The 21,635-nt window shown below is 45.9% G+C and carries 16 protein-coding genes; 14 read left to right on the top strand and 2 right to left on the bottom strand.

The genetic code is table 11. From position 1 onward, the window contains the following. Position 1: 1 nt before the first annotated feature. The 3 genes from LNN34_RS22020 (at position 2) to azoRB (ending at position 3,480) form a co-directional block, all read left to right on the top strand. Positions 2-658 carry a GntR family transcriptional regulator gene (locus LNN34_RS22020; RefSeq protein WP_059334899.1) on the top strand — a complete coding sequence of 219 codons (657 nt, stop codon included), beginning with the start codon at positions 2-4 and terminating at the stop codon, positions 656-658. A 135-nt stretch (positions 659-793) separates the two neighbouring features. Then, a complete protein-coding gene (locus LNN34_RS17190; RefSeq protein ID WP_229043943.1) occupies positions 794-2,692 on the top strand; it encodes an FUSC family protein in 1,899 nt (632 codons plus the stop codon). Positions 2,693-2,853: 161 nt separating this feature from the next. Beyond that, positions 2,854-3,480 carry an FMN-dependent NADH-azoreductase AzoRB gene (azoRB, locus tag LNN34_RS17185; RefSeq protein WP_044160338.1) on the top strand — a complete coding sequence of 209 codons (627 nt, stop codon included), beginning with the start codon at positions 2,854-2,856 and terminating at the stop codon, positions 3,478-3,480. A gap of 34 nt (positions 3,481-3,514) precedes the next feature. On the opposite strand, the gene LNN34_RS17180 is transcribed toward azoRB, so the two are convergent. Next, positions 3,515-4,561 (bottom strand): oxidoreductase, encoded by a 1,047-nt coding sequence (locus tag LNN34_RS17180; protein WP_229043941.1) that lies wholly within the window; start codon positions 4,559-4,561, stop codon positions 3,515-3,517. A gap of 157 nt (positions 4,562-4,718) precedes the next feature. Between LNN34_RS17180 and csoR the strand changes: the two genes are divergently transcribed. The 7 genes from csoR (at position 4,719) to LNN34_RS17145 (ending at position 12,108) form a co-directional block, all read left to right on the top strand. Beyond that, positions 4,719-5,021 carry a copper-sensing transcriptional repressor CsoR gene (csoR, locus tag LNN34_RS17175; RefSeq protein WP_229043939.1) on the top strand — a complete coding sequence of 101 codons (303 nt, stop codon included), beginning with the start codon at positions 4,719-4,721 and terminating at the stop codon, positions 5,019-5,021. Positions 5,022-5,096: 75 nt separating this feature from the next. After that, positions 5,097-5,306: a copper chaperone CopZ gene (copZ, locus tag LNN34_RS17170; RefSeq protein WP_229043937.1), complete on the top strand. Its 210-nt coding sequence runs from the start codon at positions 5,097-5,099 to the stop codon at positions 5,304-5,306. Positions 5,307-5,389: 83 nt separating this feature from the next. After that, a complete protein-coding gene (gene copA, locus LNN34_RS17165) occupies positions 5,390-7,801 on the top strand; it encodes a copper-exporting P-type ATPase CopA (protein WP_229043935.1) in 2,412 nt (803 codons plus the stop codon). Between the two features lie 168 nt (positions 7,802-7,969). Then, on the top strand, positions 7,970-10,081 hold the full coding sequence (locus LNN34_RS17160; protein ID WP_229043933.1) for a heavy metal translocating P-type ATPase: 2,112 nt from the start codon (positions 7,970-7,972) through the stop codon (positions 10,079-10,081). Between the two features lie 117 nt (positions 10,082-10,198). Continuing rightward, positions 10,199-10,867 (top strand): DsbA family protein, encoded by a 669-nt coding sequence (locus LNN34_RS17155; protein WP_059292554.1) that lies wholly within the window; start codon positions 10,199-10,201, stop codon positions 10,865-10,867. A 4-nt stretch (positions 10,868-10,871) separates the two neighbouring features. Then, entirely contained in the window at positions 10,872-11,288 is a 417-nt protein-coding gene (locus LNN34_RS17150; RefSeq protein ID WP_024122840.1) for a disulfide oxidoreductase, read from the top strand. A gap of 208 nt (positions 11,289-11,496) precedes the next feature. Further along, complete coding sequence (locus tag LNN34_RS17145) at positions 11,497-12,108, top strand: trimeric intracellular cation channel family protein (RefSeq protein WP_044159108.1); 612 nt, start codon at positions 11,497-11,499, stop codon at positions 12,106-12,108. A gap of 100 nt (positions 12,109-12,208) precedes the next feature. On the opposite strand, the gene LNN34_RS17140 is transcribed toward LNN34_RS17145, so the two are convergent. Beyond that, positions 12,209-12,643 carry a hypothetical protein gene (locus tag LNN34_RS17140; RefSeq protein WP_059353548.1) on the bottom strand — a complete coding sequence of 145 codons (435 nt, stop codon included), beginning with the start codon at positions 12,641-12,643 and terminating at the stop codon, positions 12,209-12,211. A 587-nt stretch (positions 12,644-13,230) separates the two neighbouring features. Here LNN34_RS17140 and helD point away from each other — a divergent pair. From helD to LNN34_RS17120, 4 genes are all read left to right on the top strand, one after another. Continuing rightward, positions 13,231-15,555 (top strand): RNA polymerase recycling motor HelD, encoded by a 2,325-nt coding sequence (gene helD / locus LNN34_RS17135; RefSeq protein WP_229043931.1) that lies wholly within the window; start codon positions 13,231-13,233, stop codon positions 15,553-15,555. Between the two features lie 174 nt (positions 15,556-15,729). Beyond that, entirely contained in the window at positions 15,730-17,544 is a 1,815-nt protein-coding gene (locus LNN34_RS17130) for an assimilatory sulfite reductase (NADPH) flavoprotein subunit (protein WP_229043929.1), read from the top strand. Between the two features lie 25 nt (positions 17,545-17,569). After that, positions 17,570-19,291, top strand: coding sequence for an assimilatory sulfite reductase (NADPH) hemoprotein subunit (gene cysI / locus LNN34_RS17125; protein WP_229043927.1), 1,722 nt, complete (start codon positions 17,570-17,572; stop codon positions 19,289-19,291). A 252-nt stretch (positions 19,292-19,543) separates the two neighbouring features. Continuing rightward, positions 19,544-21,556, top strand: a complete 2,013-nt coding sequence (locus LNN34_RS17120; RefSeq protein ID WP_044160335.1) for a Na+/H+ antiporter — start codon at positions 19,544-19,546, stop codon at positions 21,554-21,556. Positions 21,557-21,635: the final 79 nt, after the last annotated feature.

Raw genomic sequence — 21,635 nt, 5'->3', positions numbered from 1 at the left:
TGTGCCGATACCGTCAAATGCCCCGAAGCCGAAACGGCAGACTGCCAAAAAGCTTGCTTTTGAGCAAATTCAAAAGTGGATCGTGGAAGGAGTGCTTGTGCCCGGAGAAAAATTGAATGACGATGCGTTGGCTAAAGCGCTAGGCGTCAGCAGAACACCGGTCAGAGAGGCTTTGCAATTATTAGAGATGCAGGGGTTTGTTGAAATGTCTCCGGGGAAAGAAACAAGAATTTCACAGATTGAAAAAAATGATGTCTTCAAAGTCTATCCGCCGATGGCGTCTCTCCAGTCCGCCGCTGCCGAATTGGCAATTGAAAACATTCAATCGTCTCATATAGAGCAGCTGACAGCCATCAATCACGAAATGAAAGCGGCAATTGACCGAAACGAAATCTATGAAGTGCTTGGCATTGATAAAGCGTTTCATGATGTGATCATTGAGGCGGCTGATAATGAATATATCCGCAATTTTACCTCAGTTCTTCACATGCATATTCTTCGGCTTGAGTACCTTTTTTTCAAGTCTCCGCAGAATTCAATTGAAGAACATAACCAAATCATTCAGGCATATAAGGAGAAAGACCGGAAAAAGGCGGCTGAGCTGACATACAGCAACTGGATCAAACCCATGCATGACATTGCGAAAAAACTTGTGTAATGAAGGCAGAGAAGATATGTCTCTGTCTTTTTTGATGAGAGCATATCCAATGAGAAGATGAGTCTGTTTCTGGGCATACTATGGCGAATAAACGGGAAGAGACCAACATTATGTCGTTAAAGAGGGTTATGTAATATGAACAAGTCTTCTGATCAAAATCGAAGAACAGTGCCAAGTGTTGTCAAGGATGCCTTTCGCATTCATGCAACCCCTTTCCCATGGAAAAAGGCAATCGGGTCAGGCATCGCTTCAGGATTTCCTGTGTTTGTCGGCGCATTGTCGGGACACACGGATTTCGGTTTGACCGCTAGCATCGGCGGTTTTGTTTTTTTATATGCAGGCGGGGAATCGTATACGAAACGTATTCTGAAGCTGCTGTTAGTTTCAATGGGGATCGCCGCATCGTTTGGATTAGGGACGCTTTTGGCAGGGACTTTCTGGAGCATGGCGGCTGTTCTGGGGCTTATCGGGGCAGCTGCAATGTTTATTTTTGGCGCGCTTGGGATACAAGGGCCGGCACCGATGTTTTTTGTCCTTGCCTTTTTGGTGAGCTCGGGTTTGCCGGCAGATCCTTCAGAAGCTCCGTTCAGAGCGGGACTGACATTTGCCGGCGGGCTTTTCGCCACAGGAATCGCCTTGATTGGCTGGATCAATAACAGGCATGGACCGGAAAATACAGTGCTGAAAAGAACATACCGCCAGCTTGCATCCTGCCTTTCCGATGTCGGAACTCCTGATTTTCATAACGCGCAGCATCAGACCGTGCTGATGCTGAGAACAGCCCGTCAAACGGTGCTCGGCAAAGGGAATAGATGGAGAAAATCGCCTCATGATGAACGTTTTATCCGCTTGCTGGAAAAAGCGGATGATCTCTTCATCTCGATCATTCATTTTTCTGCCGAAACACCAAACGCAGATAAGGCGCAGATCGCAAAGGCACTTCGCCAAACTGCCGACATGCTGGGGCAATCTCGTGTTTCCGATGCGTTTCCTATTCAGGAGGATGAAGCGGAGCCAGCCCGGAAGCTGTATGAAGAAATCAACGAGGTGTTGAGTATCGCTTCAGGGCGGAATGATGATCCATCGGACGCGGAGCCAAGCCGGCTGCCATCCTCCTATTACTTTCTGAGAAATGCCTTTGACTGGGGGTCACCTGTTTTGAATCGGGCATTAAAGTATGGGATTGTGCTGTTTGCGGCGGCTTTGTTTGCCAATGCCTTCGGTTTTCACCGTTCTTACTGGATTCCGCTCTCGGCAGCGGCGGTGATGCTGGGCACGACTGTTGTCTTTACGCTGCAAAGAGCCATTCAGCGTTCGGCAGGAACCGTAATAGGCGTGATGCTGGCAGGGGCGATCCTGTTCTTTAAGCCATCCGGCGTGTATATCGCTTTATGCATCACAATGCTTCAATTCCTTCTTGAAATGCTGATTGTCCGCAATTATGCTTTGGCCGTTCCTTTTCTGACCGCAAACGCGCTTGTCATCACAGAAAGCATGCATGGCGGCTTGGGGGCTGGTTATTTTATAGCGGCGAGGCTGACCGATGTGGCTGTCGGCAGCATAATTGGCCTATTGGGAACGATGCTTTTGTGGAGACGTTTTTTGGCAAAACGCCTGCCTGAATACATGAGGGAAGTGATCAGGCTGGAAGGGGAGTTTATGGAGAAACTGTTAGCCGGACAGCAAATAGACGGACATCAGCTTAGAGTGGGCTTAGTCAGGCTTCGGGATGCATATGATAAAGCACTTGGAGATTTTCCAAAATCAAAAGCGGATACGCTGTGGCCGGCGATCTCTGGAGTACAGCACTTAGGTTATTATTTGCTCTCGGCTCAAGCCCATCACCGACCGCCCTCTCCGGTCTCTGAAGAAGAAATAAACCAATTGAGAGCGTTTTTTGAACAGGCCGAGCAATCAGTATTGATGAAACTGCCGCCCGCTGTTATAGAAGTTCCGCGTTTTCCGTATTATCCGCGAATCAACGGGGAGCTCTACACATTGTATACAGGTTTGCGAACAGCTTATGAAAAGTAAGCTGTTCGTACGGATTTGAAAAAAGTCTTTAATTCGAGATATTTTACTTGAAAGCAATTTTTATTGCACCTATAATAAGGTTTAAGAGATAAAGAATAATCATGACGCGTCTGAATGATAATAACGGATGTGTAATTTTAAAATTGAAAGGGCTGGTAAAAATGGCAAAAGTATTGTATATCACTGCTCACCCGCATGATGAAGCGACTTCTTACAGCATGGCAACCGGTAAAGCGTTCATCGAATCATACAAAGAAGCAAATCCAAAGGATGAAGTTGTACATATCGACTTGTACAAAGAAAACATTCCTCACATTGATGCTGATGTATTCAGCGGCTGGGGCAAACTCCAGTCCGGCGATGCACTTTCTGAGAACGAAAAAGCGAAAGTGGGCCGTTTAGGAGAGCTTAGCGATCAATTTGCATCTGCTGATAAATATGTGTTCGTCACACCATTATGGAACTTCTCATTCCCGCCGGTGATGAAAGCGTACCTTGACTCAGTTGCAGTAGCAGGAAAATCTTTTAAATATACTGAACAAGGTCCTATCGGCTTGTTAACTGATAAAAAAGCGATTCACATTCAAGCGCGAGGCGGCTATTATTCAGAAGGCCCTGCGGCTGAAATGGAAATGGGCCACCGTTACATTGGCATCATGATGAACTTCTTCGGCGTTCCATCCTTCGATGGCATTTTCGTAGAGGGTCATAATGCAGAGCCTGACAAAGCACAGCAAATCAAAGAAGATGCGATTGCCCGTGCAAAAGAAGCAGGAAAAACATTCTAATGAAAAAGCCTCCCCGTATAAAGGGAGGCTTTATTTATTGTTCTAACGAAATGGTCCGTTTCTCTTCACTGCTTTTCACAGCCGCTTCAATGATCCGGATGACATCAATTCCCTCTTCAGCTGTGACAGGCAGCGGCGCGCCTTCGCGTATGCTGTCCGCTATTTTGCGGTAATAGGTAAGGTAAGAGCCGTTAACTGATGGAATGGTTTCTGTTTTTTTGTTCTCGCCATGAACAGTTGTCAGCTGACCGTAAGACTCGTGATCATCCGCACCCCAGCTGTCATCCTCCGGTTTTTTCCCGGCTCTGAGGGCATCCTCCTGTCCGTCGATCCCGTATTTGATAAAGCTTGATTGCTGTCCGTGAATTTGATAACGCGGCCCGTTTGCCGGGACGATTGATCCGGCGTATAGAATGGCTTGAAGCTTGCCGTAATCCATTGTCAGATGAAAATAATCAACGGTTTCAGCATGTTCTCTTTGAGCCATGACTTTTGCGGTTACAGCTTTAGGCATGCCGAATAAATGCAGGGCCTGGTCTATGATATGAGAGCCGAGATCATACAGCGTACCGGTGGAAGCCCCTTCTTTTTCCCGCCATCTTGCTTGAATCTCAGGTTTGTATCGGTCATAGGAGACCTGATATGTATTGATATCTTCTAGAGACCCGTCATCAATGAGTTTCTTAATTGTTAAAAAGTCATTATCCCATCGCCTGTTATGGTATACGCTTAACAAGACGCCTTGTTCGTCGGCCGCTTTTTTTAATTTCTCCCCTTCTTCAGCAGTGGCTGTCATCGGTTTTTCAATAACGACATGTTTGCCCGCCTGAATGCATGCCAATGCGTGCTCGTAGTGGAGGCCGCTCGGAGTGGTGACGATGACAAGCTCAATTGCCGGATCATTTGTCATCTCCTCAAGCTCATGCACTACTTCGGCATCAGGGAAATCACGCTTCACCTCTTCCGTTCGCGATGTCATCACCTTGCTGATATGATACTCGTCCAGAACGGCAAGCAGCGGCGCGTGAAAGACCGAGCCTGACAGTCCGTACCCTAATATCCCTACCTGTATCGTATTCACTTTTCTTCTCCCCTTTTAAAAGTGCTTTGATAAAGGTATATACCCTTATCTTCAAATGGTAAAACCTGCATAGTGGATTTTTTTGCCGCCGCAAGCTTAGACAACGGTTTGGACAATCAGTATAATGAGAATTAATATATGAAACAGAGGTGTGCGCATGGAGAAGCATAATGAACATAAAGCATTAAACCATAAAAGCTCGAAAGAAAAGGATCAACTTACAAACCGATTGAAACGGATAGAAGGCCAGGTCAGAGGTATTCAAAATATGGTGGAAAACGATCGATATTGTGTTGACATTCTAGTGCAGATTTCAGCTGTTCAGGCGGCAATGCAAAAAGTGGCTCTCCACTTGCTTGAAGATCACGCCCATCATTGCGTAGCAGACGCTATCAAAAGCGGAGACGGGGACCAAGCCATTTCTGAGCTATTAGACGTATTTAAAAAATTAGCGAAATAATGATGTTTTATTATTGTAATACCCTACGGGGGTATGGTAGGATGAAAACGGATCGAATAAACAGGAGGAATTCATATGGAACAAAAAACATTGCAAGTTGAAGGCATGTCTTGTCAGCACTGCGTCAAAGCAGTTGAAACGAGTGTGGGAGAGCTTGACGGAGTTAGTGCTGTTCATATCAATCTTGAAGCGGGGAAAGTTGATGTCACGTTTGATGCCGGCAAAGTGTCAGTCAAAGACATTACGGATGCGATAGAAGACCAAGGCTATGATGTAGCCAACTGATTCACGGTATCGCGCCTTCATCAAGGCGCGATATTTCTTTCATTTTTATATACCCCCCGGGTGTATATAAAGGAGTGAGTGTATTGAGTGAGCAAAAGGAAATTGCGATGCAAGTATCTGGTATGACTTGTGCGGCGTGTGCCGCAAGAATTGAAAAAGGCCTGAAGCGGATGCCTGGTGTCACGGATGCCAATGTGAATCTGGCGACGGAAACGTCAAATGTCACCTATGACCCTGCTGAAACAGGAACAGAAGCAATCCAAGAAAAAATAGAAAAACTGGGTTATCACGTCGTAACGGAAAAAGCTGAGTTTGATATCGAGGGCATGACCTGTGCGGCATGCGCCAATCGGATTGAAAAGAGGCTTAGCAAATTAGAAGGCGTTACAAATGCTCCGGTGAACTTTGCGTTAGAAACTGTAACAGTTGAATACAACCCAAAAGAAGCGGCTGTCAGCGATTTTAAAGAAGCCGTTGATAAGCTCGGATATCAACTTAAGCTGAAAGGCGATGAGGATAGCGAAGCCGCTGCTTTTAAAAAGAAAGAAGAACGGCAGCAAACAGCGAGACTGATCTTTTCAGCTATTCTTTCATTTCCTTTGCTGTGGGCGATGGTGAGCCATTTTACATTTACTTCATTCATTTGGGTGCCGGATTTATTCCTCAATCCGTGGATGCAATTTGCTCTTGCGACCCCGGTGCAGTTTTTGATCGGCTGGCCGTTTTACGTCGGAGCATATAAGGCGCTCAGAAATAAAAGCGCCAATATGGATGTATTGGTTGCACTCGGAACAACGGCTGCTTATGCTTACAGTCTTTATCTTACGATTCGAAGCCTCGGTTCCCATGGGCATACTGACGGCCTTTACTATGAAACAAGCGCGATTTTGCTGACGCTCATTTTGTTAGGAAAGCTGTTTGAAACGAAGGCGAAAGGGCGCTCATCAGATGCCATTAAAAAGCTCATGAAGCTGCAAGCCAAAACAGCTGCGGTCGTAAGAGACGGACAGGAGCAAATCATCCCGATAGATGAAGTGGCTGTTGGTGATGTTGTTCATGTCAAACCAGGCGAACGAATTCCTGTCGATGGAGAGGTGCTGGAAGGCCGCTCGGCTGTAGATGAATCCATGATTACAGGAGAAAGTCTTCCCGTTGACAAATCTCCCGGTGACAGCGTGACAGGAGCGACTGTGAACGCAAACGGTTTCCTGAAAATCAAGGCTGTTAACGTCGGGAAAGAAACAGCGCTTTCTCATATCATCAAAATTGTGGAGGAAGCACAAGGATCAAAAGCGCCGATCCAGCGTCTCGCCGACCAGATCTCCGGTATTTTTGTGCCAATTGTATTGGGGATCGCCGTCCTCACGTTCCTTATTTGGTATCTTTGGGCGTCTCCAGGTGATTTTGCTGAAGCGATCAGCAAGTTTATTGCGGTTCTCGTCATCGCCTGTCCATGTGCACTGGGCCTTGCCACCCCGACAAGCATTATGGCAGGATCCGGACGGGCGGCTGAATTCGGCATTCTTTTTAAAGGCGGAGAGCATTTAGAAAAAACACATCGCCTTGATACCATTGTTCTCGATAAAACCGGAACAGTGACAAACGGAAAGCCGAAGCTGACTGATGCCATTCCGGCCGATGGCTTTGAAGAAACAGAGCTGCTCCGGTTCGCAGCAGCAGCTGAGACGGGCTCGGAACACCCGCTCGGCGAAGCGATCGTTGCCGGTGTGAAAGATAAAGGGCTGGAGATACCGAAACTCACCCATTTTGTAGCGAAAGTAGGCGCTGGTATTTCAGCCGAAGCCGGAGGCAAAACGATACTCGTCGGCACAAGACGGTTAATGGAGAGCGAACGGATTGAGCATGAGGCTTTTCTTCCTCGGATGGAGGAGCTTGAAGGAGAAGGAAAAACGGTGATGCTCGTGTCCATTGATGGAGCAGCAGCGGGGCTTGTAGCGGTTGCCGACACGATAAAAGACACGTCGCGGGAGGCAGTCACCCGTCTGAAAGAGATGGGTCTGGATGTCATCATGATGACCGGGGACAATCGCAGAACGGCAGAAGCGATAGCAAAGGAAGCTGGAATTGACAGCGTCATTGCTGAGGTCCTTCCTGAGCAAAAGGCAGCGGAAATCTCCCGCCTGCAAAAAGAAGGACGCCAGACGGCAATGGTCGGTGATGGAATCAACGATGCACCCGCGCTTGCCACAGCGGATATCGGGATGGCAATTGGAACAGGCACCGACATCGCGATGGAAACAGCGGACATAACGCTCATTCGCGGCGATCTGAACAGTATTGCGGACGCCATCCGTATGAGCAGACTTACGATGAAAAACATTAAACAAAACTTATTCTGGGCGCTTGGCTATAACAGTCTCGGCATACCAGTCGCGGCCCTTGGATTTTTAGCGCCATGGATAGCGGGGGCGGCAATGGCTTTTAGCTCTGTATCTGTTGTTCTGAATGCGCTGCGTCTGCAAAAAGTAAAATAAAAACCGGTGATTTGCCGGTTTTTATTTTTCATTGACACTTTCTTGGAAAACACCATATAATAGATGTAACTATTATATGAGTATGTGCTCATATATGTAATTTTGATACTCACACTCATTCATATGCTTTGATGAGGGAACCCTAAATCGGAAGGTAAGGTGAGACAAATGAAACAAGTGACGCGGGAATATGTTCTGGACGGTTTGGATTGCAGCAACTGCGCACAAAAAATCGAAAATGGCGTCAAAGGCATCAAAGGTGTTGACGGATGCGCGGTTAACTTTGCAGCAAGCACACTGACTGTCTCAGCCGATGGCAAAGAAGAACAATGGGTCACCAATAAGGTCGAGAAAAAAGTAAAATCAATTGATCCTCATGTAACAGTTCGTCCGAAACATAAAAAGAAATCAGCAGATGACGGTTATCGAAAAAGAATGATCAATATGCTGATCAGAATGGCAGCAGCGGTCCTTCTCGGAGCGGCGGCATATTTGATTCATGCCGGCCCAATGCTTGAATTTTTATTATTTTTCGCCGCCTACTTGATAATCGGAGGAGACATTGTCGTTCGAGCGGTCAAAAATATCAGCCGCGGACAAGTGTTTGATGAACATTTTTTAATGGCTCTTGCTACAATCGGCGCTTTTTTGATTCAGCAATACCCGGAAGGCGTTGCTGTCATGCTGTTTTATCAAATCGGCGAGCTGTTTCAAGGAGCTGCAGTCAGCCGTTCTAGAAAATCGATCAGTGCATTAATGGATATCAGGCCGGATTACGCCAATATAAAAATAGGAGACGGCATCAAGGCCGTTTCTCCGGAGGACGTGCAGACAGGAGACATCATTGTCGTCAACCCGGGAGAAAGCATACCGCTGGACGGAAAGGTTGTGCAGGGATCGGCGATGGTTGATACATCAGCGCTGACAGGAGAATCTGTCCCAAGAAAAGCGGCAGAAGGACAAGAAGTCATGTCCGGCTTTATCAATCAAAACGGCGTTCTGCATATCGAAGTAACAAAAGGCTATCAGGATTCCGCGGTATCCAAAATATTAGATTTGGTTCAAAATGCGAGCAGCCGCAAAGCGCGGACTGAAAACTTTATCACGAAGTTTGCCAAGTATTATACACCGGCTGTCGTCATTATCGCCGCCCTGCTGGCATTTGTCCCGCCGCTGTTTATTCCTGGCGCTTTACTTTCTGATTGGGTGTACCGCGCGCTTATTTTCTTAGTCATTTCATGCCCGTGCGCCCTTGTTGTCTCCATTCCGCTCGGTTTCTTCGGCGGAATCGGCGCAGCTTCGAAGGCCGGGGTGCTTGTGAAAGGAAGCAATTACTTAGAAGCCTTACATCAAGTCAAATACGCTGTGTTTGATAAAACAGGCACACTGACAAAAGGCAGCTTTGAAGTGACAGAGATCAAACCTGCGGAAGGTTTTTCGAAGGAGACGTTACTCGAAGCCGCGGCATACGCTGAGCTTCACTCTCAGCACCCGATTGCAGAATCTGTGCGGAAAGCCTATGGAAAGCCGCTTTCCCCGGACACAATCGAGTCATATGAGGAAATATCCGGGCACGGTATTTTCGCAAAGGTGAACGGAAAAGAAATCCTTGCGGGGAACAAGAAGCTGATGGAAAGAGAGCAGATTGAGAACGTCCCGGATGAAAACGCCGGTACAATTGTTCACGTGGCTATTGATCAAAGCTATGCCGGGGCGATCATCATAGCAGATGAAGTAAAGGAAGACGCAAAACAAGCGATCGCAGATTTGAAATCGCTCGGTATCAAACAGACAGTCATGCTGACGGGCGATTCAAAACAGACAGGGGAAACAGTCGGAAAACAGCTCGGCCTCGACGAGGTTTATGCGGAGCTGCTGCCGGAGGATAAAGTGGAGCGGGTAGAAGCATTGGAATCGAAGCTGCTCCCGAATGAAAAACTCATTTTTGTCGGAGACGGAATTAATGACACTCCGGTGCTTGCACGCGCGGATATTGGAGCGGCGATGGGCGGACTCGGATCAGATGCAGCTGTAGAAGCCGCGGATGTTGTGCTGATGACAGATCAGCCGTCAAAAATAGCGGAAGCGATTCGGATTGCAAAACGGACTCGGCGAATCGTGTGGCAAAACATCGGCTTTGCTTTAGGTGTTAAGGCCATTTTCCTCTTACTCGGAGCGTTTGGATTCGCGACCATGTGGGAGGCGGTTTTCTCAGATGTCGGTGTTACGCTTCTTGCTGTTGCAAACGCTATGCGCGTGATGCGCCTCAAAATGAGATAATTGTCGGAGAGAATTCACTATTTCGGGCTTTTCTTATAGACGGTTGTCTTGTTAAAATAAAGAAGTGGGTCATTGAGATCCGCTTCTTTTTTAATTTTAAAACGATGAGGTGTCAGAGTGAAAAAGAAACAGCAGTCTTCTGCGAAATTCGCGGTCATCCTTACGGTTGTCGTTGTTGTCTTATTAGCAGCAATTGTCATCATTAATAACAAAACGGAGCAAGGCAACGAAGCAGTGTCAGGACAGCCGTCTATCAAAGGCCAGCCTGTGCTTGGCAAAGATGATGCACCGGTAACGGTAGTGGAATTCGGAGATTATAAATGTCCGTCTTGCAAGGTGTTTAACAGCGACATCTTCCCCAAAATCCAAAAAGACTTTATTGACAAGGGCGATGTGAAATTTTCTTTCGTGAACGTCATGTTCCATGGAAAAGGCTCAACGTTAGCGGCTCTTGCCTCAGAGGAAGTATGGAAAGAAGATCCTGATTCTTTCTGGGCATTTCATGAAAAGCTGTTTGACAAGCAGCCGGACACAGAACAGGAATGGGTAACGCCAGCGGTTCTCGGTGATATCGCAAAAAGCACGACAAAGGTAAACCCTGATACGCTGAAGGATAATCTTGATAAAGAAACATTTGCTTCTGCAGTGGAAAAGGATTCTGACCTTAATCATAAAATGAACATAAAAGCAACGCCTACGATTTACGTTAATGATAAAGTGATCAGTAATTTTTCGGATTATGAAGAAATTAAAGAAACGATAGAAAAAGAGCTGAAAGGGAAGTAAGCGAATGAAAAATAGAATTGTTTTTTTATATGCTTCCTGGGTTGTTGCTCTTATCGCCATGCTGGGCAGCCTGTATTTCAGTGAAATCAGAAAGTTCATCCCGTGTGAACTGTGCTGGTACCAGCGTATTCTCATGTATCCGCTCGTTCTGATTTTAGGAATCGCAACCTTTCAGGGTGACACACGCGTGAAAAAATATGTGCTGCCGATGGCGATTATCGGCGCATTTATTTCGATTATGCATTATCTGGAGCAAAAAGTGCCGGGCTTTAGCGGCATCAAGCCATGTGTAAGCGGTGTGCCTTGCTCGGGTCAATATATTAACTGGTTTGGTTTTGTGACCATTCCGTTTCTGGCCTTGATTGCTTTTATTCTGATCATCATTTTTATGTGCCTTCTAAAAGGCGAAAAATCTGAATAAGAAAAAAGCGCCCGCGAATGCAGGGCGCTTTTTTTACGGTACACATGATAGGCACTACCAGCGGCAGACTCATGCGGATCGGCGTTTACTGTTTTCCCTCTACATTTATCTTTTTTTTATCATAAAAATGTTATTGATTTTAAGCTGAAGCGGTTATAAAATCTAGAGGTCGTCAGAAAATTTAACAAATATAAAGGGAGTCATCAGAATGGCTTGGGAGCTGCTCAGTGTGATCGGCATCATTGCGTTTGCGGTCAGCGGCGCAATTGTTGCGATGGAAGAAGAATATGATATTTTAGGTGTTTATATATTAGGGATTGTCACAGCTTTTGGAGGAGGAGCGATCCGCAATTTGCTGATCGGTGTTCCTGTGTCAGCTTTGTGGGAGCAGGGTGCGTACTTTCAAATCGCTCTGATATCCATCACGATCGTTTTCCTGTTTCCGAAGCTGCTGCTGAAGCATTGGAACAAATGGGGAAATTTATCGGATGCGATCGGTCTTGCAGCTTTCGCTATTCAAGGCGCCCTGTACGCCGTCAAAATGGGGCATCCGCTTAGTGCCGTTATCGTGGCTGCGGTGCTGACGGGAAGCGGCGGAGGAATCATTCGCGACCTGCTTGCCGGGCGCAAGCCGCTCGTGCTGAAAGCGGAAATCTATGCGGTATGGGCGGCGCTCGGCGGTTTAATCGTCGGCTTGGGCTGGACCGGAAACTCGATCGGTTTATACGCGCTGTTTTTTGTGCTTGTCGTATGCCGCGTTTGTTCTTATATGTTTAATTGGAAGCTGCCAAACCGTTATTTTCGCTTAGATAGCCAGTAAATAAAAGAAACCTCATCCATGTCGGAGAGGTTTTTTTATTGCAGCCAGCTGGATCAAAGTCCTTTCAAATGCTGACCGAGCAGAGCAAAGTTGTTTGAAATTAATAAGTAGCCCAAAATGTATAGCTGATGGTCTTTTTAGTTCCTGTGTTAGTGAATTTGAATCTGTAATTTGTTTTGTAGCTTTTAGAAGCTTGTTTGTAACTTAAATTTGTAGAGCCTTTTTTCTTTGCATAAAAAGTTTTCACATTTTTCCAGCCTTTATTTGTCTTTTGTTGCAGAGTTGCTGTAATTTTCCCGCTGCCTGATCCGTTTGCCGTAATGTTGGCCCAAGTTCCTTGCCCTGGATAATAAATATGAAAAGTTGGCGAGTAAGTATAGTTTTTAAATGAGCCCGAATGGTAATGAGTACTCCATATTTGACCTCTTTTAACCCAATCTTTAGCTTCCGCTTTGTTGTTTACTAGGTCAATAGCCGTAAAACTAGTTACGGCTACAACGAAAGCCAGCAACATCATATATAGCTTTTTCTTCACTGAGTATTTCCTCCTAGATTATTCTGGTTCTTTCTTCATGTTCTTATCATAAATCGCGAGAAATAATGTAACATCGTCCTAATCTCCCAAATTAGAAACTTTATTTTATTGAAATATGTCGAAATTGGATGAAAAATGACTATTTTACTGCGTCTATAGGTATGATAGCAAGGATGAAAGGCTATTGATTTTAGTTGCTATATGGATGATAATACAGCCAGTTTAGTCACTCTTCACGTGACATGAACTGACAAACACGGCAAAGCTCTGTATGTTTTTAAAATGAAAAAGATATATTATATCGAAGATTGAATGGAATAAGGAATCGAGACTAAAGAAAGAGAAGCTTCGCAACCTAAAAAAAGCACGTACAACAGTGAAGAATGTGAAATCTTAAAATAAAAAACCGATTTCGAGTTGAAATCGGTTTTTTTATGCATATAAATAACCCAAACCTTGAACGATGTTGGGTGAATGTGCTATTATAAATTGTATTTGCCTGTTTTTATCATATATTAAATATATATCCAATTCTATTTTACATTATTTCTTCTTCGTTTGTCAACTATTTTCTGGAGGTGCCGTTCATGAATCAGCATGATAAGGAATGGAAAGAAGAGCAGTCAAGAATAGATGATGTACTGCAGGAGCTCGAGAATAAAGAGCGGCTTCTCGAAACGTCCGCGGGCGGATTAAAGCATGATATTATCGGATTACGAAAAAACTTCTGGGAGGATGTCACGGTTAACTTTGATGACGTCCATGAAGCGGTTGAAACGATGGCAAGCATGAAGCAGCAGGCAGAGCTGCTGTCTGATCGGGAACGGAATCATCGGCATATGGATCAGCAGCTCAAACGAATTCATCAATTAAAAGCATCGCCTTATTTCGGCCGGATTGATTTTATTGAAAACGGCGAGAAACAGGCGGAGCAGATCTATATCGGTTTAGCATCCTGTATGGATGAGCAGGAGGAACACTTTCTGATTTATGATTGGAGAGCACCGATATCAAGCCTTTACTATAATTATTCCCCAGGAAAAGCTGAATACGAGGTTCCCGGCGAAACGATAGAAGGGGAAATGGTGCTGAAGCGCCAGTTTATCATTAAAAACGGCGCTCTCAAAGCGATGTTTAATACTGATATGACGATCGGCGATGAAATGCTGCAAGAGGTATTAAGCCATCACTCTGATACACAAATGAAAAACATCGTGTCCACGATTCAAAAAGAACAAAATCAGATTATCCGAAATGAAAAAAGCAAATTTCTGATTGTGCAGGGTGCGGCAGGCAGCGGAAAAACGTCAGCAGCGCTCCAGCGTGTCGCTTATTTGTTATACAGGAACCGCGGTGTAATTGATGCCGGACAAATCGTTTTATTTTCCCCAAACTTTTTGTTTAACAGCTATGTCTCCTCTGTTTTGCCTGAATTAGGCGAAGAAAATATGGAACAGGCGACGTTTCAGGAATATATCGAGCATCGGCTTGGCCGCAAGTTTCAATGTGAAAACCCCTTTGATCAGCTGGAATATTGCCTGACCAAAACAAAAGATGGCAGTTTTCAATCAAGGCTTGCCGGAATCACGTGGAAGGCAGGCTTATCTTTTCAGCAATTTATTGATGAATACGCCAGCAGGCTGTCTTCTGAAGGTATGATCTTTAAAAATATCGTTTTCCGCGGACAAAAACTGATCACAAAGGAACAAGTCCAAGCGTATTTTTACTGGCTTGATCGAAGCCTGTCCATTCCGAACCGGATGGAACAAACGGCAAATTGGCTGCTGAGTGAGCTTAACAAGCTGGAGAAAAAGGAACGGCGAAAGGATTGGGTCGTTCAGGAAGCCGAGCTTCTCGACAAAGAGGAATATTTGGAAGTGTACAAAAAGCTGCAGGCAAGAAAACGGTTTAGTGAGAGTACATTTAACGATCATCAGAGAGAACAGCAGCTGCTTGCCGCCATGATTGTAAAGAAGGCCTTCAAACCAATTAAACAGGCGGTCAGGCAGCTGGCGTTTCTTGATGTCAAACAGCTGTATCTGCAATTGTTTTCTGACTGGGGAAGCAAAGCTCAAACAGAGGCGACGGCAGCAATAGGGGAGCTGACAAGGTCGGCATTTGGAGAAAATAAATTGCTTTACGAGGACGCGTCTCCATTTCTATATTTGCAGGATTTGCTAGAAGGCAGAAAGAAAAACACGCAGATCAAACATCTATTTATCGATGAAGCTCAAGATTATTCTCCATTCCAGATGGCGTATATAAGGAGTATTTTTCCGTCTGCCAGCATAACGGTGCTCGGTGATATCAATCAGTCTATTTACGCCCATGCGATAAACGGTGCAGCACGTATGGATGCCGGCTTTGAAAAAGAGCAGGCTGAATGTGTCCATTTAAAAAGAACGTACAGATCAACGAGACAAATTGTGGAATTGACGAAAGCGCTGCTGCAGGATGGGGCGGACATTGAGCCTTTTAACAGAGATGGGGAAATGCCCTGCGTGTTAAAAAGCGAGGGCCGCGAGGATCTTTGTCAAAAGCTTACGCGAGAAATTGGGCGACTTAGAAAGAAAGGGCATGAAACCATTGCTGTTATTTGCAAAACGGCGCAGCAGTCAAGACAGGCACACGCTCAAATGAGCGAATATACCGATATCCGGCTGATTCATAAAGAAAACCAAACGTTTCAAAAGGGAGTCTGTGTTATTCCGGTTTATTTAGCGAAGGGAATTGAGTTTGACGCAGTACTTGTCTATGATGCCTCAGAAGAACAATATAGAACAGAGCACGACCGCAGGCTGCTGTACACTGCCTGCACCCGGGCCATGCACGGGCTGACCGTTTCTTCTATCGGTGAACCAAGTCCGTTTGTGAGTGCTGTGCCCCCTCATTTATATAAGAATGCTGATTGAAAGAGAAGGGAGGCCTTCTCTTTTTACTTCATTTAAATGAGACAAAGGGGTTTTATCATTAATAATCTTAATCGTTATCATCATGTAAATATATTTTACTTGCGGTGTGTCTTCCGGTAAAGTTCAATTAGATACTATTTCGATCAGTTTATACAATTTTGTGAGGTGGATACGTTGCAACTTCAGGTAATGAACAGTCCGTTTAATCAGGAGCAGGCAGAGCTCCTTAACCGCCTTCTGCCAACCTTGACAGAATCTCAGAAAATCTGGCTGAGCGGCTATTTATCAGCGCAATCTGTTTCCGTCCTGGAAACATCGGGGGCGCCGGCTGCTGTGTCTGCGGGTGTAACGGCACCGGCCATTTCAAAAGAAGTCACCGTCCTTTACGGTTCACAGACGGGAAACGCACAAGGGCTTGCAGAGAACGCCGGCAAGCAGCTTGAGGAGCGAGGCCTTCAAGTCACCGTTTCATCCATGAGCGACTTTAAGCCGAACCAGCTCAAGAAAATTAACAATCTTCTGATTGTCGTCAGTACGCATGGCGAAGGTGAGCCGCCTGATAACGCGTTGTCGTTTCACGAATTTTTGCACGGAAGACGGGCGCCTAAGCTTGATGATCTTCGCTTTTCTGTTTTGGCGCTTGGTGACAGTTCATACGAATTCTTCTGTCAGACAGGAAAAGAATTTGATCAGCGCTTGGAAGAGCTTGGCGGGAAACGAATTTCTCCGCGCGTTGACTGTGATTTGGATTATGATGAGCCGGCTGCTGAATGGCTGGAAAGCGTATTTGAGGGCTTAAGTGAAGCTGAGGGCGGAAGCGCCGCGCCTGCGCCGGCCGCAGCGCCTCAAACTGGTGAATCTGCGTATTCAAGAACAAATCCTTTCCGGGCGGAAGTGTTAGAAAATTTAAATTTAAACGGCCGCGGATCAAATAAAGAAACACGCCATGTAGAGTTGTCTCTTGAAGGATCAGGCCTTACGTATGAACCTGGTGACAGCCTCGGCGTCTATCCGGAAAATGATCCGGTACTTGTCGATTTGCTGCTTCAGGAAATGAATTGGGACCCCGAAGAAATTGTGACGCTGAATAAGCAAGGCGATGTCCGCCCGCTGAAAGAAGCGCTGATTTCTCATTATGAAATTACTGTTCTCACAAAGCCGCTTCTTGAACAGGCTGCTCATTTGACGGGAAGCGAGGAGCTTAGAGAGCTTTTAGCACCGGGAAATGAGGGTAAAGTGAAAGCGTATATTGAAGGGCGCGATTTGCTTGATCTGATCCGGGATTATGGGCCGTTTAGTGTAACGGCGCAGGAGTTTGTATCCATTCTTCGAAAAATGCCGGCCCGCCTCTATTCAATTGCGAGCAGCTTATCCGCAAACCCGGATGAAGTGCATTTAACGATTGGTGCAGTTCGGTACGACGCGCATGGCCGCGAACGAAAAGGCGTCTGCTCGATTTTATGCGCGGAGCGTCTGCAGCCGGGAGACACACTGCCGGTTTATGTCCAGCATAATCAGAACTTCAAGCTTCCGAAGGATCCTGAAACACCGATTATCATGGTCGGCCCTGGGACAGGCGTTGCGCCGTTCCGTTCCTTTATGCAGGAGCGCGAGGAGACGGGAGCTGAAGGAAAAGCATGGATGTTCTTCGGTGATCAGCATTTTGTCACAGATTTCCTATATCAGACAGAGTGGCAGAATTGGCTGAAAGACGGCGTGCTGACAAAAATGGACGTAGCGTTCTCACGCGATACGGAAGAAAAAGTGTATGTGCAGCACCGCATGCTTGAACAGAGCGCAGAACTGTTTGAATGGCTTCAAGAAGGAGCGGCTGTTTACATTTGCGGAGATGAAAAGCACATGGCACACGATGTCCATAACACACTCTTAGAAATTATAGAAAAAGAAGGCAATATGACCCGTGAAGAAGCGGAAGTTTATCTTGCCGATATGCAGCAGCAAAAACGTTATCAGCGTGATGTATACTGATTTGACCTGAAAGGAGTTTTTCAACATGGTGACCAAAATCTTAAAAGCACCGGACGGCTCTCCTCCAAGTGACGTCGAGCGCATTAAAGAAGAAAGCGATTATTTGCGCGGCACACTGAAAGAAGTGATGCTGGATCGGATCAGTGCGGGAATTCCGGATGATGATAACCGCCTGATGAAACACCACGGCAGTTATTTGCAGGATGACCGGGACCTCCGCAATGAACGCCAAAAGCAAAAGCTTGAACCGGCTTATCAGTTCATGCTGCGTGTCCGTATGCCGGGCGGCGTATCAACGCCTGAGCAATGGCTCGTGATGGATGATCTTTCGCAGAAATACGGTAATGGCACCCTAAAGCTGACGACGCGTGAAACGTTCCAAATGCACGGGATTTTAAAATGGAACATGAAAAAAACCATTCAGACGATCCATTCGGCTCTTCTGGATACAATCGCGGCTTGCGGGGACGTAAACCGGAATGTGATGTGCGCATCGAATCCTTACCAGTCTGAAATCCATTCTGAAGTATACGAATGGTCCAAAAAATTAAGTGATGATCTCCTGCCCCGAACAAGAGCGTATCATGAAATTTGGCTTGATGAGGAAAGAGTGGCCGGCACGCCTGACGCAGGAGAAGTCGAGCCGATGTACGGGCCGCTTTACCTGCCGCGGAAATTCAAAATCGGTATTGCGGTTCCTCCGTCAAATGACATTGACGTCTTTTCACAGGATCTCGGATTCATTGCGATTGTGGAAGATGGCAAGCTCATCGGTTTTAACGTGGCAATCGGCGGCGGTATGGGAATGACGCACGGCGACAAAGCGACATATCCGCAGTTAGCCAAGGTAATTGGATTCTGCCGCCCTGAACAAATGTATGACGTTGCTGAAAAAACAATTACGATTCAGCGTGACTACGGAAACCGTTCCGTCCGTAAAAATGCCCGTTTCAAATACACAGTTGACCGCCTCGGTTTGGAAACAGTGAAAGAGGAATTGGAAAACCGTCTCGGCTGGAGCCTGGAAGAAGCGAAGCCGTACCATTTTGATCATAACGGCGACCGCTACGGATGGGTGGAAGGCATTGAAGATAAATGGCATTTTACGCTGTTTGTCGAAGGCGGCCGTGTGACGGATTACGAGGATTATAAGCTGATGACAGGCTTGCGTGAAATTGCTAAAGTTCATACAGGCGATTTCCGTCTGACAGCCAATCAGAACTTGATTATCGGCAATGTTCCAAGCGAGAAAAAGGATGAAATCAACGCATTAATCGATCAATACGGGTTAACTGACGGAAAGCATTATACAGCGCTCCGCCGCAGCTCTATGGCGTGTGTTGCTCTTCCGACCTGCGGATTGGCGATGGCTGAAGCAGAACGTTATTTGCCGTCTCTTTTAGATAAAGTGGATGAGATTATTGACGAAAACGGTCTTCGTGATGAGGAAATTACCATTCGCATGACAGGCTGCCCGAACGGCTGCGCCCGCCATGCGCTCGGAGAGATCGGATTTATCGGAAAGGCGCCTGGCAAATATAATATGTATCTAGGCGCTGCGTTTGACGGCAGCCGCTTAAGCAAAATGTACCGCGAAAATATCGGAGAAGAAGACATTTTGAGCGAGCTGCGCGTCCTGCTTTCCCGCTATGCGAAAGAACGCGAGGAAGGTGAGCACTTCGGTGATTTCGTCATTCGCGCCGGTATCATTAAAGCGACAACTGACGGGATGAATTTTCATAATTGAGATGAGAGACAGGGGGATTGCCCCTGTCTCTTTTTGATTTTGCTTTGCGGCAAAAAAGTTCACCATGAGCATATCATGAGAAAAAATACCCTAAAAAGGGTACTATAAAAGAAGACTAGTGTGGAGGAGACTCCTGCGGAATCCAGTATTGGATGTAAGGCCATCCTTTATCTTTTGCAAGCCTCAGCCTCTTCGGACAAATATTTATCAACTCATCATGCAGATATGCAGCAGATTAAGGAGGTTATGCATTTGGACATATTTTTAGTCGTCCTTGTTTTACTGGCTATTATTGCGATTTCTAACATTGTCAATCGGTTTATCCCGCTTATTCCAGTGCCTCTGATTCAGGTGGCGCTTGGGATTATTGCCGCCTCATTTCCACAGGGGCTTCATTTTGAATTAAACACGGAATTGTTTTTCGTCTTGTTTATTGCGCCTCTTCTATTTAATGATGGAAAGAGGACGCCTCGGGCGGAGCTTTGGAATTTAAGAGCTCCAATTTTATTGCTTGCACTTGGCCTTGTATTTGCGACTGTGATTGTAGGAGGATACACGATCCACTGGATGATTCCTGATATTCCGCTGGCAGCGGCCTTTGGGCTGGCAGCCATTCTTTCACCGACTGATGTTGTCGCTGTCAGCGCATTATCAGGAAGGGTGAAGATGCCGAAAGGAATTCTGCGCCTGCTTGAAGGGGAAGGGCTGATGAATGATGCATCAGGTCTGGTCGCCTTTAAATTTGCGATTGCCGCAGCGGTTACCGGGGCATTTTCACTGGCGCAAGCAGCTGTCAGCTTTGTGTTTATTTCTGTTGGCGGCCTTTTGTGCGGGGTTGTCATTTCGTTCTTGATTATCCGCTTTCGTCTATTCCTGCGCCGCCTTGGCATGCAGGATGTCACGATGCACATGCTGATTCAAATTCTGACGCCTTTTGTGATTTATTTGGCAGCGGAGGAAATCGGTGTTTCCGGCATTTTAGCCGTTGTGGCGGGCGGTATTACGCATGCGGTTGAACAGGACCGTCTCGAATCGACGATGGTGAAGCTGCAAATTGTCTCATCGAGTACGTGGAACATTATTTTATTTATTTTGAACGGTCTTGTCTTTGTCATCCTTGGCACACAGATTCCGGATGTCATTTCGGTGATTTTTAACGATACAGCGATCAGCAACATGAAAGTGATCGGCTATATTCTGGTCATTACATTTACGTTAATGCTTCTTAGATTTCTGTGGGTGCTGTTCTTCTGGAACGGCAAGTGGTTCTTTAATAAAGATCAAACCATTTATAAGCCGGGACTTCGTTCTACATTGTTAATTTCCATTTCAGGTGTGCGGGGAGCGGTTACGCTTGCAGGTTCATTCTCCATCCCATATTTCCTGGAGGATGGCACACCGTTTCCGGAAAGAAATCTGATTCTCTTTTTAGCCGCAGGCGTCATTTTATGCACGCTTGTTATTGCCACCTTCGTGCTTCCGCTTCTGACAGAAAAAGAAGAAGATGACGAAGAAAAAAATAAGAAGCTGCTGACGGCGAGACGCAAACTGATTAAAACGGCTCTCAAAACGATTAAAGAAGACATGAATGATACAAATAAAACGGCGTCTCTTGCGGTCATTGCCGAATACAATGAGAAAATGAAAAACCTTCGTTTTCAGCAATATACAACGTCAACCCGCATAAAAAAGTATGAACGGAAAGTCCGTGCTCAAGGGATTAAAGCCGAGCAGGAAGAACTGATGAAACTGCTGGAGCGGGGAGACATCCCGGAAGAAACGGCAAACGCTCTGCAAGAACGGTTTAATGAATTGGAAATTTTGTATGCCAACCCGTTTAAAGTCGGTTTATCAAAATCAAGGCTGAAACGTCTGATGTATTGGATTTTCTTCGGAGAACATAAAAAGCCGGAGATGTCGATTTTAAACGAAGAGGGATTAATGAGAGCAACTAGGGTTAAAACGGCTAAAGCTGCGATAGGACATTTGGAAAAGCATATACCGGAAGAACATAAGGAAGTATTTTTATCTGTCATCTCGTTTTATAAACAATTAATTTTCAGATTGGAGCACAGCCATCACGAACATAAATCGAACGCCCATTTTGAAAATCAGAAGCTGGAAGTGAAGCTGAAGGCTGTGCAGGCGATCAGAAATGAGATTCAGACGCTCTTTGAGGAGCGGGAAATTTCCCGGGACATCTCTCATGAGCTTCGCCAATATATTAATGATGTGGAAGCCGCAATGCTAGAAGGCGGCGAATAATTCCAAGAAAAAAAGCTGGCATCGGGGGACTGACCCCCGTTTTTGAGACAGGGATCAAAACACCTTTTATACAGCCAAT

This window comes from Bacillus sp. AF23 (assembly GCF_020861455.1).
GTDB lineage: Bacteria > Bacillota > Bacilli > Bacillales > Bacillaceae > Bacillus > Bacillus halotolerans.
This window is presented reverse-complemented; position numbering and strand designations above follow the sequence as displayed.